Source organism: Paenibacillus massiliensis subsp. panacisoli DSM 21345 (assembly GCF_000426545.1).
GTDB lineage: Bacteria > Bacillota > Bacilli > Paenibacillales > Paenibacillaceae > Paenibacillus > Paenibacillus panacisoli.
Window position 1 is genome coordinate 343,875 of record NZ_KE384535.1, and the last position, 14,481, is coordinate 358,355.

The following is a 14,481-nucleotide window of genomic DNA, read 5'->3' on the forward strand; positions in this document are numbered from 1 at the left end:
AAAGATAGTAAAGATAGAAAGATATAAGCAGCACTGGACGCTGCTCTTATATCAGGGTGAAGCTTAGCGAGAAGATATAGAATAAAGTAACACGTACACAAGCGGGTTAGGCGCATGGCGCTTCCCGCTTTTTTTTGTCATTTAAAAAGTCATGAATATGCCCATATATAGCCTCCGTTACGTCATACGTTATGCCCCAATATAAGCTATGTCTGCTCGTCTAATCTTTTGAAATATCATTTGTTTCGTTGGAAATCTGCTTGACACAGCGCTGGAAGGGTTATATATTAATGTTTGTTAATCGTAATAATTACTAATTAACAAAAGTGAATACAAATCTAATCATAAGTAGCTAACATAATTCCCCAATAAAAGGAGTAGAATCAGATGACAAATCAACGAATTCCCGTAACTGTACTAAGTGGCTATCTGGGCTCAGGCAAGACAACCGTGCTTAACCATGTGCTGAATAATCGCAAAGGCCTTAAGGTAGCCGTAATCGTTAATGATATGAGCGAGATCAATGTCGATGCTGCTCTGGTCAAAGGCGAGGCAACGCTCTCGCGTACAGAGGAGAAGCTGGTGGAGTTGTCCAACGGATGCATCTGCTGTACGCTGCGTGATGATCTAATGCAGGAGATCGAACGATTGGCGAATGAAGGGCGTTTTGATTACATCCTGATTGAATCGACAGGCATCAGCGAGCCTATTCCGGTGGCTCAGACCTTCACCTATGCCGATGAGCAGACCGGTGTTGATCTTACGCGGCTGGCCAGATTGGACTGCATGGTAACGGTAGTGGACGCCTATCGCTTCTGGCATGATTTTGCCTCTGGTCAGAGCTTACTGGATCGTGATCAGGCCGCAGGCTTGGAGGATACCCGCGAGGTTGTTGATCTGCTAATCGATCAAATTGAGACCTGTGATGTGTTGTTATTGAATAAATGTGATCTGGTAGAGGAGAACGAGCTCAACAGGCTTGAGGGAATTCTCCGGAAATTGCAGCCAGGCGCCAAAATCATCCGGACTGTGAACGGGCAAGTGGACCCTTCTGAAGTTCTGAATACGGGGTTGTTCGACTTCGAGAAGGCCAGCATGTCTGCGGGCTGGATTCAGGAGCTAGAGCAGGAGTCGCATACACCGGAGACAGAGGAATACGGAATTCGCTCCTTTGTATATCGACGTCGGAGACCATTTCACCCGTCCAGGCTGGCAGACTTCATGAATCATTGGCCTGAGGAAGTGGTGCGAGCCAAAGGACTCGTATGGGTTGCTGCGAAGGAAGATGTGGCTGCAAGTCTCAGCCAGGCCGGTCCTTCCATTCAGTTTGGGCCTGCAGGATATTGGGTTGCTGCTCTACCAGCTGCCCAGCAACAGGAGATTTTGCAATACGAGCCAGAGATAGCAGTTAGATGGGATAGCGATTGGGGCGATCGACTAACGGAGCTGGTCATGATTGGCATGGATATGGAGCAGGCCGAGTTGGAGGCAGAGCTGGATCAATGCCTCGTTCGAGAGGATGAGCTAGCTGGAGACTGGAGCAGGTTCGAGAATCCGCTGCCTTGGTTCAGTGATGCTGATGATTCCGGCGATCCACAGCTGCAGTAGCATGATGTGAGGCATGCCCCTATTACGCTTGCGGGCAATTGAAGACTCGGATGCGTCAGGGCATTCCATCAACAAGGAAAAAAAGGAGTGGCGCCAATGGCTACCTGGAATCTTGAAGGAACTCGCTGTCATTTGTTCATTTGCAACGGGGCAAGCTGTATGCGAGCTAGAGCAGATGAAGTGACAGACGCGATCAGGGCGGAGATTGTAAGACAGGGGGCCGAGCAGACAATGCATACAACTCGCACTCGCTGCAATGGTCGCTGTAATGATGCTTGTGTAGTAATCGCCTACCCGGAGGGAATCTGGTATAGAGAGGTTACACCAGAGATCGGACAAGAGCTGGTACAGCAGCACTTGTCCGGTAGTTATCTCGGTAGTCATGCAGTCTATATCTACAGTGAAGGGCTGGCTGCAACAGGCGCCGGGCTCCAAGGTGTAAACAAAGTGCGATCAACGGTTACTCCGCACAATGCCTCAAATACACCTATGGAAACCACTGATTCGTGAGATTTGTCGTTCATGAATTTCATCTTCTTTATAAAATTAATCTTTACAGGAAAGTAAAAAGTGAATACACTGTTAATTAGTAATTTTTACGATAAGATAAAGATTAAAATTTAGGAGCGTATTATGAATCACGAAGCAGGAGTAAATACAAAGGATCATACGATATCACAGATTAGAGTACATAATCGAAGGAGGCGCTTCGGCTTTAGAAGTGGAGCCAAGTGTGCCATAGTTCTGGCAAACGTACTTGCAGTTCTATTTCTAAATGCTTGTGCTACGTCCTCAGTAGAGACAGCTAGCGGCGAAAATAAGCATATTAGCTTCCTGTATAATTTCTCAACACGTTCATTGGACCCGCATGTAGATTCCAGCTATGTCCCGCTTCGGGCAGGTATTACGGAGACGCTGGTGAAGCTGGATGAAGAACAACTGACGGTGGTACCGTGGCTAGCGGAGTCATGGGAGGGAAAAGACGGGAAGCACTGGACGCTTCACCTGCGCGAGAACGTGACCTTCCATAATGGAAAGAAGATGGATGCAGCAGCAGTTAAGGCTTCAATTGAGCGAGCAGTCAAGGAGAGCATTGCAATTAGAAATGCGCTCAAGATTGATAAGATCGAGGCTGAGGGAAGCACACTACAGATCACAACCACTCAGCAGTTCCCCGAATTTATATCGGAGCTTGTTAATCCGAATGTATCCGTGATTGATGTTAGTGAGCAGGATTTTGTGAACAAGCCAGTGGGTACGGGACCATTCCGGTTAATCTCCTTCGCCCCAGGCAGCAAGCTAGAACTGGAGCGATATGAGGATTACTGGGATGGGGCTGCCAAGCTGGATTCTGTTACTTTTGCATTCAATGAGGATGCCAACGCGCGTTCTCTGGCACTGGAGTCCGGTCAGGTGGACATCGTGTACCGTCCAGAAGTAGAGAGTCTGGAGTCCTTGCGCGCTAAGCCCGGAATGAAGGTAGAATCAACAGCCACGTTCCGTGTTCACCAGATGACAATGAACATGGAGCGTGAGGCGATGAAGGATATTCATGTGCGACGCGCTGTGGATGCGCTGATTAACCGGGAAGAGATTGTGAATACGATTCTGCTGGGATATGGAGAAGTAGCTCAAGGACCCTTTCTGCCATCACTTCCATTTGCACCAACGTATGGTAACCATCCAACAGGACAGTCAGTAGCGGTGGCGGAGTTGACAGAAGCTGGCTACTCACAGCAGAACGGTATCATGCAAAAGAACGGTGTACCGCTTCGTCTTGTGTTGCTCACCTATAGCTCTAGAGCAGATTTGCCATTAATTGCTCAGGTATTTCAATCTGACGCCAAGCGAATCGGAATTGAGGTGGAGATCAGACAAATTGATACACCGGAGGAGTATATGGCCTCCAACCGTGATTGGGATCTTGCAACCTATAGTAATCTGACGGCTCCCCGCGGGGATGCTGGATATTATCTGAATGCTACCTATCATCCAACAGGAGCCCTGAACTTCAGTGGGGCAGAGGAGCCTGAACTGACACAGTTCATTGATCAGTTGAATACGACCGTGGACACGCAAGAACGAGCCAAGCTCGCCGAACGGGCAGCCAGCTATGTGCATGAGCATGTCATCAATTCCTTTGTGCTGCATCCTGCCACGATTGTGGCGTACAACGAACAAAAGGTGAAAAACTGGGTAACCAGTCGCAGTGAGTATTATATGATTACGAATCAGTTGGATGTGAACTAACCTAATGATACAAATTATCGCCCGCAAGCTGCTGGAAGTAGCTTTGTTTTTACTCCTGATTACATTCATCGGCTTCCTGTTCCTGCGTCTGGCTCCAGGCGATCCGGTGCTTACCATTCTCAACGTAGACGAGTTGTCGGTAAGCCAAGAGCAGATCGAACAAGTAAGGGAAGAGCTTGGCTTCAATGAACCGCTGCTGCTGCAGTATGGGGCTTGGCTCTCACGCATGCTTCGTCTGGATTTCGGACCATCTTATGCGACCGGACAGCCAGTCATGGAAATGATCCTCAGTGTGCTTCCTGCTACCATGGAGCTGGCGATCGGATCTCTCCTGGTGATGCTCATCATTTCTTTGCCGCTCGGCTCGCTGTCAGCGTTGTACCGCGATCGCTGGATTGACCAGCTCAGTCGTCTGCTATCTATTGTGGGTGCAGCGGTGCCGAGCTTCTGGCTGGGTCTCATCTTGATTGATCTCTTCGGCGTCCGGCTAAGCTTACTTCCCACGATGGGCAGGGATGGCCTTGAATCACTGGTACTGCCTTCTCTGACACTCGGACTTGCGATCTCTGGTGTATATGTTAGGCTACTTCGGTCCAGCCTGCTGGATGCGCTGGGTCAGGAATTCATTCGTGCTGCCCGTTCCAGGGGATTATCCGAGTGGAGGATATTCTGGGCACATGCCTTTAGACACTCTTTGCCACCAGTCATTACAGTGTTCGGTATCAGTCTCGGGAGCCTGATTGGCGGGATTGTGGTTGTAGAGGTACTGTTCGCCTATCCAGGGATCGGCAAGCTTGTCGTGGATTCCATCCGACAACGGGACTATCCGATGATACAGGGCTATATTCTGGTAATGGCGGTAATCGTATTCTTGGTAAATACCGCAGTGGATATCTCCTACAGATACCTGAATCCGGAGATAAGATGGAAGGAGAGGGAACAGAACGGATGAAGGTCTTAATCAACAAATCAGGGCGAGGCTTCCACAGAAAGTGGCCGCTGCTTCTGCTCTCTCTCTTTGCAGTTGTCGTGCTCATGTCCATTATTCATGCATTATTCTTTCTTCGTCATGACCCTACGCTTACGGATCTTGGTAATCGGTTGCAAGGCATGAGCCTGCAGCACCCGCTGGGAACGGATCATCTGGGCAGAGATGTGTTCACAAGACTGCTGCTCGGCGGACAACAGACGCTGGGCTACAGCTTTTTGGCGCTATTTGCGGCCCTCATCGTCGGGATTCCGGTAGGTCTGCTATCTGGCTATTTCGGCGGATGGATTGATCGAATATTCATGCGATTGGCGGACGGCTTCTTGGCATTTCCGGATATGATTGTGGCTATCATTCTGGCCGGTCTGTTAGGTCCTGGGATGGAGAGCCTGATCCTAGCTATCGTGATGGTGAAATGGGTCAGCTATGCTCGAGTGGTTCGCAGTATCGTCATGGCCGAATCGCGCAAGGATTATATCCTCATTGCCCGTACAAATGGGCTGCCACCACATGCCATCATACGTAAGCATTTGCTGCCACATATCATTGGGCAGGTGCTCGTATTGGCCAGTCTTGATCTGGGCAAGGTCATCCTGCTAATCTCAGCATTCTCCTATATAGGCCTTGGCGTGCAGCCACCTATACCAGAGTGGGGAGGCATGCTGAACGACTCGAGACCTTATTTCCAATCGATGCCGGGTCTGATGCTATATCCGGGGCTGGCTATTGTAATCGTAGTGCTGTGCACGAATTGGCTCGGCGACTGGCTTCGAGACCGTTATGACGTTAGAAAAACTGCAGAGCAGGAGTAACATACATTCCAAGCCAAAGGAGGCATTTCAATTGCTATCATTCCAAGAGGTCACCGTACAGAGTAGCTCGCGAATGCTGCTGCATAAGGTGTCACTGACGATTCGTCCAGGGGAGTGGTATGCACTGGTCGGTCAGAGTGGTAGCGGGAAAAGCCTGCTGTCCCAAGCCGCTGGTCAACTGCTGCCTCCCACACTGCATGCAGAAGGAAAGATTCTACTGGATGATCAGGAAATACTGTCTATGTCACTGAAAAGCCTGCAGCACATCCGAGGCCGCAGATTGGCTTACATTTTCCAGGATTATCAAGGCTCCTTCACACCGTTTCGCACCATTGGGCAGCATTTTGTGGAGTACATACGAGCTCATGACAAGGTGACAACAACGGAATGCCGCAGACGGACCGAAGAAGCGCTAGCCTCGGTTGGACTGGAGGCTGATATGGCGCAGCGGTATCCATTTCAATTAAGTGGTGGACAATTGCAGCGTATCTCGATTGCGCTGGCCTTATTGTTTTCCCCTGATGTGCTGATTGCGGACGAGGTGACGACGGCCCTGGATAGCATGACAGGTCATCGCATTCTTGAGCTGTTGCGGCAGCGTCAGCAGGAGACAGGTTGCGCCATTCTGTTCATTACGCATGATTGGCGGCTTGTCAGACGCTATGCCGACCGGATCGCGGTGATGCTGGATGGCACAATCGTAGAATCCGGGCGGAGAGAGCAGATGCTCAGCCATCCGCGCCATGAATATACAAAGCAGCTCATCGCCGCTGCCCCCATACTTGGAGCGCCTGTGGTCCCTGTTCCAGAAGCACGGGAGGTGGCACGATGACAGACATCTTACTGTCTGTAGAAGAATTAAGCAAAAGGTATACCAGTGGCAAGCTCGCAATCGACGCTGTATCTTTCGGACTGAGCCGGGGAGAATGTCTCGGACTGGTCGGGGAAAGTGGCTGTGGCAAAAGTACACTCGCCCGTTGCCTGATGCGAATTGAGCCTATAACGGAAGGGACAATTCGCTTTCATGGCAAGGCGATTGAGCGCTTATCTGAACGAGAACTGCGTCCTTATCGCAAAAATATGCAAATGGTGCTACAGAACCCAAGCGCAGCGTTGAATCCGAGGCTGCGAATCCGAGAGTCGCTGCTTGATCCCTATGAGCAATACCAGCATGAGCTACAGCTGTCTCATTTTGCATGCACCTCTCGTAAGGCTTTCATTCATGAGCTGATGGAAGCAGTAGAGCTGCCTGCCTCATTGGCTGATCGTTATCCGCATGAGCTGAGCGGTGGTCAGCGTCAACGGGTGACGATTGCAAGAGCAATCAGCATTGAGCCTGACCTGATTGTGCTGGACGAGCCAACAGCTAGTCTGGACGTACTCTCGCAGGGAGCTGTGCTCAAGTTATTGCAGGAGCTACAGGAAGCATTAGGCTTAGCGTATTTGTTCATTTCGCATGATCTTGCAGCCGTTCACCAGCTGAGCCATCGCATTATGGTTATGCATGAAGGACAGCTGGTGGATCAATTCGAGCGGGAGCAGTTATTTTACGAGGGAAGACACGAGTATACCAAATCATTGATTTCTATCTATTAAGTACGGCTTATTCACGATATAAATATCAAAGCAGAAGAACTCCGAATCCATTCTCATGGGTCCGGAGTCTTTTTCATATATTTGCGTAGTTAGGATATGGCTGCTCTTACGTTGATGTGTACTCCTACGGTTCAAGTCCGAATGTGCCTCAAGCTATTGTTTTTTCTCCATGACTGCAAAATAATTGCCCTCGTCATCTGCAAAGTTAAAAACTTTGCCCGTGGGCATTTCGACCATTTCACCAACGGTGACTCCCTGAGTGGACAGGCTTCTATAAAGCTCCTCCAGATTGTCGGAATAGAACATGAGGGAAGGAGTGCCCAAATGCAATTCTGGGGACATCTTGGCTACAAGCTCTTTGTTATGAAGCACAATGCTGGTGCCAGAGTCTGACGGAGCAACCTCGATCCATCTCATCTCACCCATTTGATCCTCTGATACTACATTGAATCCCAGCTTGGTTGTCCAGAATTGTACGGCTTGATCCTGATTATTCACATACAACATAATTTGACCTAGCTTGTGAATCATGGATTCCATCACTCCCGTTAAAATGATCTGCAGCTCTGGCTTGAGCTAAAAGCAGCTTCTGCAAGCTTGTCTAGTATGAGTATTACAAGTTGCAAGGAACATACCAGTCAAGCATCAGACGTCTTCTATTAGCTTGTCCTCCTCGCGATTATATCATGTAATCTTCACCAATAGCATTTCATAGCCTGATATCGCAGGCCAGTCCTGATGACGGAATGTACTAGATATATTTTTAGATGAATTATTGTTGACAACGTCCACATTATCTAACTACACTATTAGTTGACTAAGTCCACAAAAAGAACGGAGGGGATCATCATCGACGCTGGTCAGATCAGCAGGGACATGATCGCAGACATCAGACGCTTCAACCGCTATTACACCAATACGCTTGGAGTCATGGACAGACACATTCTGGGCACAGGACATTCCTGGGCAGAGGCACGGGTCATTATTGAGATTGGCATTCAAGGTGAGTGTATTGCGAACAGCCTTGTCGATGCGCTCGCGATTGATCGAAGCTATATGAGTCGTATCGTCACCAAGCTGTGCAAGCTTGGATATCTCATCAAGCAAAATTCTGATGCTGATAGTCGCGTGAGTCTGTTGAGATTGTCACCGAAGGGATTAGATCTCTATCACGAACTGAACGAGCGATCCGACGAACAGATCCTACTCCTGATGCGCGGATTAAGTGAGGAAGATATCAGAGAGATACATGCCTCCATAATGAAAATACAGGAGAAGCTGGATAAGAGGGAGAAGTGAGCATACGATGATTAGATTTGAGTGTGACTATACAGAGGGAGCACATGAGCGTATTATGACACGTCTGGTTGAGACGAACGGAGAGCAGACGAGTGGCTACGGGACAGATGAGCACTGTGCATTGGCAAGGAGCTACATACGTCAGGCCTGTGAGCGTGAGGATGCGGATGTTCATTTCCTGGTGGGGGGAACACAGACGAATTTGACGGTCATTTCCTCCATTCTGCGCCCTCATCAGGGAGTCATTGCTGCGGTTTCCGGCCACATCGCGGTTCACGAGACGGGTGCCATTGAAGCGACTGGGCACAAGGTGCTTACGTTGCCAAGCGATGATGGAAAGATAACGGCAGAGCAGGTGCGGGAGCTATATGAGGCACATGCTAATGATGCGACTGCGGAGCATTGCGTACAGCCAGGAATGGTCTACATCTCACAGCCGTCCGAGAATGGGACCGTCTACAGCAAGACTGAGCTGGAGGCGCTGTATCAGGTGTGCCGTGAGCATGCGCTTCCGCTATTCATTGACGGTGCTCGTCTCGGTTATGCGCTGGCTGCCCGTGATTGTGATATGACGCTTGCCGATCTGGCTCGTCTGTGTGATGTCTTCTACATTGGTGGCACCAAGATAGGCGCGCTGCTGGGCGAAGCTGTCGTCATCCTGAAAGAAGAATTGAAGCGCGATTTCCGGTACCTCATCAAGCAAAAAGGCGGGCTACTCGCCAAGGGAAGGCTACTCGGCATCCAGTTCGAGATGCTGTTCGAGGACGGATTGTACCTGGATATTTCCAGACATGCTGTGGAGATGGCCATGATGATCCAGGATGCCCTGAAGGCGGAGGGCATCGCCTTCCGGTATGCCTCGCCAACGAATCAGCAATTCCCGATTCTGCCTAACCATCTGTTGGACTTCTTGCGGGATCGGTACAGCTTCTCATTCTGGGAGAAGGTTGATGAGGCACATAGTGCCGTGCGCTTCTGTACGAGTTGGGCAACGAGACAAGAGCATGTCGAGCAACTGATCCGGGATATCCGGCAGTATTCACAAAGTCTCGCAGGCTAAATGATTCGCTGATACTACTGGCGGGCGACCACCTTGAACGAAGCAATAAATATACAGACAAAGCCGCTTCATACGAGGACTCCATCCGCTAAATGGACATAGATCGTGTTAAAATGGACCTTGCAGCCGCAAAGTTAATGGTAGATGTTGACCGTTAACTTTGCGGCTGTTGGCGTTCCATTTCCACCGCTGGAGAGTGTGTGAAGGAATTTTATGGAGGATGACACGGCCCATTCATTGTATACTGTTGGAGATAGACAGCTTCAGGAAGTGAGGAATACATTCATGTATAGTATAGCCATCTGTGATGATGAAGAAAGACAAAGGGAGCGGGTCAAGACCATGCTAGTGGGTCTGTCTGTCAAGTCGGGCGTAGAGTTCGCAACTGAGGAGTTTAGCTCGGGAGAGCAGCTCCTGGAGCGCTATCAACAGCGAGATGCCTCCTTTCATATTCTCATTCTGGATATTGAAATGACAGGTCTGAGTGGGATTGATACCGCACGGGCCATTCGGGAGCTCGGGAGACGCGATGAGCAGATCGTATTCCTGACGAGCTATGCTGAATACATGCTGGAGAGCTTCGACGTTGTGACATTTCAATATATCCTCAAGCCAGTCGAGATAGAGGTCTTTGAAGAGAAAATGCTTAAGCTGTGCCACTATCTCCAGAGAATGGATCATCGGCTCCTGGTCATCAAGTCGGCATCCGAGGAGCTGGTGCTGAAGCATGACGACATCATCTCCATTGAAGCCGTGGCGAGTCTAACGATCAAAGGCCAGCTGCAATTTGTCACCACGAAAGATAGCCATGAGAGCAGAGGATTGATATCCAATTATGCAGCTGCGCTAAAAGAGCACCATTTTCTACAGATCCATCGGTCCATTGTCATTAATCTGTCCCATGTCAGGAAATTCACGAGCGGAAGAGTGCTGATGTCTAACGGAGCAGAGCTTCCGATCGGCAGATCCAAGCTCAAGGAAGTCAAGGATGCCTACACCAAATTCATGGTCATGAGTATGGATGTATGAACGGATACTACCTGCTGCTTCATCTTTGTGTTGCACTTGTCATGTGTTTTCAGCTAAATCTGTATTATGACTCGGTATTCGGAAAAGCTGCGCGCAAGCCAACCAGATTGATCTATTGTGCTGTATTTGTGGTGCTGGACATGCTGTATCTGCAGCTTGATCTGCCATCCGCTGTAGCATCTCTGATGGCTCTAATTGTCATATTCAGCATGACCGGAGCATACCGTGTCGAGCTGAAGCTAAAAATTCTGTTCTCCATCCTATACAGTGTTTTGATTACGATCGTGCATATGGGAACACTTTATGTTCTGTATCCAGCTATGGATATGAAGTACTCCAGCTATCCTGATTTTCAGGGGCAATATGTACTGTTAACTAGTGGAATTACGTTGCTGCTGAGCTGCATTATCATGTTTGCAGTCATTGGGGTAATACGCTGGATGGCGAGGCGCCGGAGCCTGCCACTACACAATCGCTACTATTTGTTATTTTTGAGCGTGCCGTTAATTAGCATCTTTCAGGTTAATGTCCTATCCTCCAACAGCGAGAAAAATGTATATTATCTGATATCCGTGTGTGGGCTCTTGTTCCTGAACGTCATGATTGTGTACCTGTTCGATAATATTATCGAGAAGTTCCAGCTGCTTCATGAGAAGGAACAGCTTCAACAGCAGATGGATTATCAGGATGCGAACTATGAGAAGACTGTTCATAGCTTCAAGAATATCAAGCGAATTATCCATGATACGAATCAACAGTTTCTGTATATAGAGGAATGTCTGAAACGCAATCAGCCAGCGGAGGCTCAGGCGCATATTCGTACTACTTTACATAAAATTGAGGATGCCTATCAGCGTGTGAACACTGGCAATCTCGTTATCGATGCATTAGTCACCAATACCCTCCAGATTGGGCAAGCCAACGGGATTCGTATCGATACCAGGCTTCAGCTTCATGAGCATGAACTGCCCATTGAACGTTATGATCTGTGTGTCGTGCTCGGTAATATGCTGGATAATGCCATTGAGGCATCCAAACGTATCCGATTAGCAGAGGATCGCCACATGGTGATCAAAATTCATTCGACTGCGTCGGCCCTGATGATCCACATCCGCAATCAAATGGAGCAACCAGCGCCTGACCTGATTAGTCAAAAGCCTGATGCAGAATTCCACGGAATTGGCCTGACGAACATCGCGCGTATTTGTGAGCATTACGGTGGGAACATGACAATCGAGAGTGAACAGAGGATCTTTAATAATATGGTTTTTATTCCATTTCCATAGTTATGATACAAAAAAATCCCTGGACAGGATGCTGTTCAGGGATTCTTTACGTCATTTCAAGGTTAAATTTGTTCCAGGCATAGTACTCTGACATATGATGGATGCATGTAAAAAGCATAGTTCAGAAGAGGAGGAGTAAGGATGAAGAAATTCGGTTTGGCACTGATGGCAATTCTGTTATTCGCCATGCCCGTAGGCCCTGTTATTACCGCTCAGGAGAGCAATGATCGCATACAAAAGGCGGCTCGCGACCTGGCAGAGGAGCTCATTGCGAACTATGGTGTGCAAGGTGTACAGTATGCCATTATGGATCATGGCTCGAATACACTATCAGAAGGGTTCGGTAAAGGGGCAGAGGGTGAACTGGTGAAGATTGAACCGGACACGATGTTTGGCATCGGCTCTGTCAGCAAAATGTACGTTTCTGCTGCAACCATGATGCTCGTAGATTCGGGTCAGATCCAATTGGATGAACCGCTCACCACCTACATTCCAGAGTTCAGCATGGCAGATGAACGCTATAAGCGCATCACTCCACGGATGCTGCTTAATCATTCATCCGGTCTGCATGGCATGCATTACAAAAATTCAATATTGTTCGATGATACGGACACGTATGCACATGACAAGCTACTGACACAACTGAAAACAGAAGATCTAAAATCCGATCCTGGTGAATTCTCGGTCTACAGCAATGATTCATTTCAGCTGCTGGAAATTATGGTGGAGCGGGTAAGTGGTATGAGTTATACACAATTCCTGGATACTCACATTAGTAAGCCGCTTAACTTGAGTGCTACCAAAACACCGCTGAATGCTTTCGATCGGGAACGACTGGCGAGCACAGCTCTTCCTGGGTTGGATGCAGAACTTCCCATTGAGAGCACGAATGTACTCGGCACCGGTGGCCTATACTCTACGGCCGAGGAGCTAACGAAATTCGCTGAAGTGCTGATCGGAAATAGACCCGATATGCTGTCCAAGCAGGCGGCAGCTGCGATGCAATATCCAGAGTATCGCAGAGGAGCATGGGTAAGCGAGGAACGTAACACTTTCAACTATGGCCTTGGCTGGGATGCCGTCCGGCTTGCGCCATTCAGTGATTACGGTATTACAGCGCTATCCAAGGGTGGAGATACCGTTCTGTACCATTCCGTATTGATTACATTGCCTGAGGAGCAGCTGTCCATGGCTGTTGTTACCTCAGGAGGATCATCCTTTTATAACAATATATTCGCTTCCAGTGTCTTGATGGAGGTGCTGAAGGAGAAAGGAAAGATCAAGGTCGAGGAAGAGGCCCAAATCACAAGTGCTGATAACGCAAAACTCGCAGCGCCTGTGAAAGAAGCCATGCCTGCTGAAATGTCTTCACACTCCGGGTTGTATGGAACAATGGGAACGACGCTGGATATTCTCGTAAAGGATGGGGAGGTTACGCTGCCAGCCTTGATGGACGGATTAATCCCCGCAGCGACCTATGTATACACAGGAGAGAAACGATTCACGAGCCCTGATGGCAAAGTCAGCATCAGTTTCGAGCGTGCCAGCAATGGCAACGAATATTTGCAAGTGAATGCTACGTTGGATTTTGGTGCGATCGGCCAGACGGTCATGTCCTATTTTGAGGCGCAAAAGCTGCCGGCCAATCCAGTGAAAACTTCGGATCAGAGCGTATGGAATGAGCGTAACGGTAAGACCTATTATGTGCTGGACGAGAAGATCAACTCCGTATTTTTCCTGAGTCCTGAAGTTACCACGCAGAAGCTTGTTGTCGCTGACGGTTATGCCAATGGCAACAAGATTGTGGATGCGAATCAGGCACTAAATGTCCTGGAGATTCCCGTCATGCTGGGAAGAGATACGTATCATCTTCGCTTCACGCAGCAGGACCAGACGGAATATATGGACATGAGAGGACATCGTTACATCAGAGAGGATGCCATTGATCCACTGAAGATTGATAGTGCATCAACAGTGACGATTCCATCTACTGGATATGCACAATGGTTCAAGTTGGGCGATACAACAGCAGGTCGCGTCCTGACCGTTAATGCAGCACAAGGCGGAAACTTTGTTGTCTATGATGAGCAGGGACTTATGCTTCATTCCTCCGTCATCAGTGACCATCCTACAGTTCAGCTTCCTGGCAAAGGAATGATTGTGTTTGGCGGGAATCCAGGCAGCACATTTGAGCTTGAGCTGAAAGACAAATGAGTACGCAATTTTCACACATGCGCATTGGTTGACATTGGTTCGCCGTTTCACTTATACTGTCTGTAATCTTATACACGATATGCGTTGAAAGAGCCCAGTAGCTGCTTGATCCCTGTTCCAGAAAGCCGGGGGTAGATGAGACCCGGTACACATGAAGCACGCGAATTACACTCTGGAGTATCCCGGTTAACCCTGGGCGGACGCTGCGAACGTTAACTCGCAGAAGAGTGGTATCCTAATCATGCGGTAAGCTAGACCTCCGTTATGTGCTGGATGCAATCAGGGTGGTAACACGGTTATATAATCGTCCCTATGTCTGTAATAGACGTAGGGACGATT

Annotated in this window: 13 protein-coding genes and 1 other annotated feature; of the genes, 12 read left to right on the top strand and 1 reads right to left on the bottom strand. The window is 48.8% G+C overall.

Annotated features, from left to right (window positions below):
• The first annotated feature begins 387 nt into the window (after positions 1–387).
• From K331_RS0126935 to K331_RS0126965, 7 genes are all read left to right on the top strand, one after another.
• Positions 388–1,608: a GTP-binding protein gene (locus K331_RS0126935; RefSeq protein WP_028592714.1), complete on the top strand. Its 1,221-nt coding sequence runs from the start codon at positions 388–390 to the stop codon at positions 1,606–1,608.
• 96 nt (positions 1,609–1,704) lie between these two features.
• Positions 1,705–2,118, top strand: a complete 414-nt coding sequence (locus tag K331_RS0126940; RefSeq protein ID WP_028592715.1) for a (2Fe-2S) ferredoxin domain-containing protein — start codon at positions 1,705–1,707, stop codon at positions 2,116–2,118.
• 123 nt (positions 2,119–2,241) lie between these two features.
• Positions 2,242–3,858 carry a nickel ABC transporter substrate-binding protein gene (gene nikA, locus K331_RS0126945; protein WP_156897724.1) on the top strand — a complete coding sequence of 539 codons (1,617 nt, stop codon included), beginning with the start codon at positions 2,242–2,244 and terminating at the stop codon, positions 3,856–3,858.
• A gap of 4 nt (positions 3,859–3,862) precedes the next feature.
• Positions 3,863–4,810, top strand: a complete 948-nt coding sequence (nikB, locus tag K331_RS0126950) for a nickel ABC transporter permease (protein ID WP_028592717.1) — start codon at positions 3,863–3,865, stop codon at positions 4,808–4,810.
• Positions 4,807–5,658 (top strand): nickel transporter permease, encoded by an 852-nt coding sequence (nikC, locus tag K331_RS0126955; protein ID WP_028592718.1) that lies wholly within the window; start codon positions 4,807–4,809, stop codon positions 5,656–5,658. Before nikB ends, nikC begins: the two co-directional genes overlap by 4 nt.
• 31 nt (positions 5,659–5,689) lie before the next feature.
• A complete protein-coding gene (locus K331_RS0126960) occupies positions 5,690–6,490 on the top strand; it encodes an ABC transporter ATP-binding protein (protein ID WP_028592719.1) in 801 nt (266 codons plus the stop codon).
• Positions 6,487–7,254 carry an ATP-binding cassette domain-containing protein gene (locus tag K331_RS0126965; protein WP_028592720.1) on the top strand — a complete coding sequence of 256 codons (768 nt, stop codon included), beginning with the start codon at positions 6,487–6,489 and terminating at the stop codon, positions 7,252–7,254. Before K331_RS0126960 ends, K331_RS0126965 begins: the two co-directional genes overlap by 4 nt.
• 153 nt (positions 7,255–7,407) lie before the next feature.
• On the opposite strand, the gene K331_RS0126970 is transcribed toward K331_RS0126965, so the two are convergent.
• Positions 7,408–7,785 (bottom strand): VOC family protein, encoded by a 378-nt coding sequence (locus K331_RS0126970; protein ID WP_028592721.1) that lies wholly within the window; start codon positions 7,783–7,785, stop codon positions 7,408–7,410.
• Positions 7,786–8,130: 345 nt separating this feature from the next.
• Here K331_RS0126970 and K331_RS0126975 point away from each other — a divergent pair, with 345 nt between their 5' ends.
• The 5 genes from K331_RS0126975 (at position 8,131) to K331_RS0126995 (ending at position 14,142) form a co-directional block, all read left to right on the top strand.
• Positions 8,131–8,553, top strand: a complete 423-nt coding sequence (locus tag K331_RS0126975; RefSeq protein WP_036635985.1) for a MarR family winged helix-turn-helix transcriptional regulator — start codon at positions 8,131–8,133, stop codon at positions 8,551–8,553.
• 7 nt (positions 8,554–8,560) lie between these two features.
• Positions 8,561–9,613, top strand: a complete 1,053-nt coding sequence (locus tag K331_RS0126980; RefSeq protein WP_028592723.1) for a threonine aldolase family protein — start codon at positions 8,561–8,563, stop codon at positions 9,611–9,613.
• A gap of 285 nt (positions 9,614–9,898) precedes the next feature.
• A complete protein-coding gene (locus tag K331_RS0126985; protein WP_028592724.1) occupies positions 9,899–10,642 on the top strand; it encodes a LytR/AlgR family response regulator transcription factor in 744 nt (247 codons plus the stop codon).
• On the top strand, positions 10,639–11,928 hold the full coding sequence (locus K331_RS0126990; protein WP_028592725.1) for a sensor histidine kinase: 1,290 nt from the start codon (positions 10,639–10,641) through the stop codon (positions 11,926–11,928). The genes K331_RS0126985 and K331_RS0126990 overlap by 4 nt, the downstream gene beginning before the upstream one ends.
• A 141-nt stretch (positions 11,929–12,069) precedes the next feature.
• Positions 12,070–14,142, top strand: coding sequence for a serine hydrolase domain-containing protein (locus tag K331_RS0126995; protein ID WP_028592726.1), 2,073 nt, complete (start codon positions 12,070–12,072; stop codon positions 14,140–14,142).
• 75 nt (positions 14,143–14,217) lie between these two features.
• Positions 14,218–14,457 (top strand) — a binding site (T-box leader).
• Positions 14,458–14,481 lie beyond the last annotated feature (24 nt).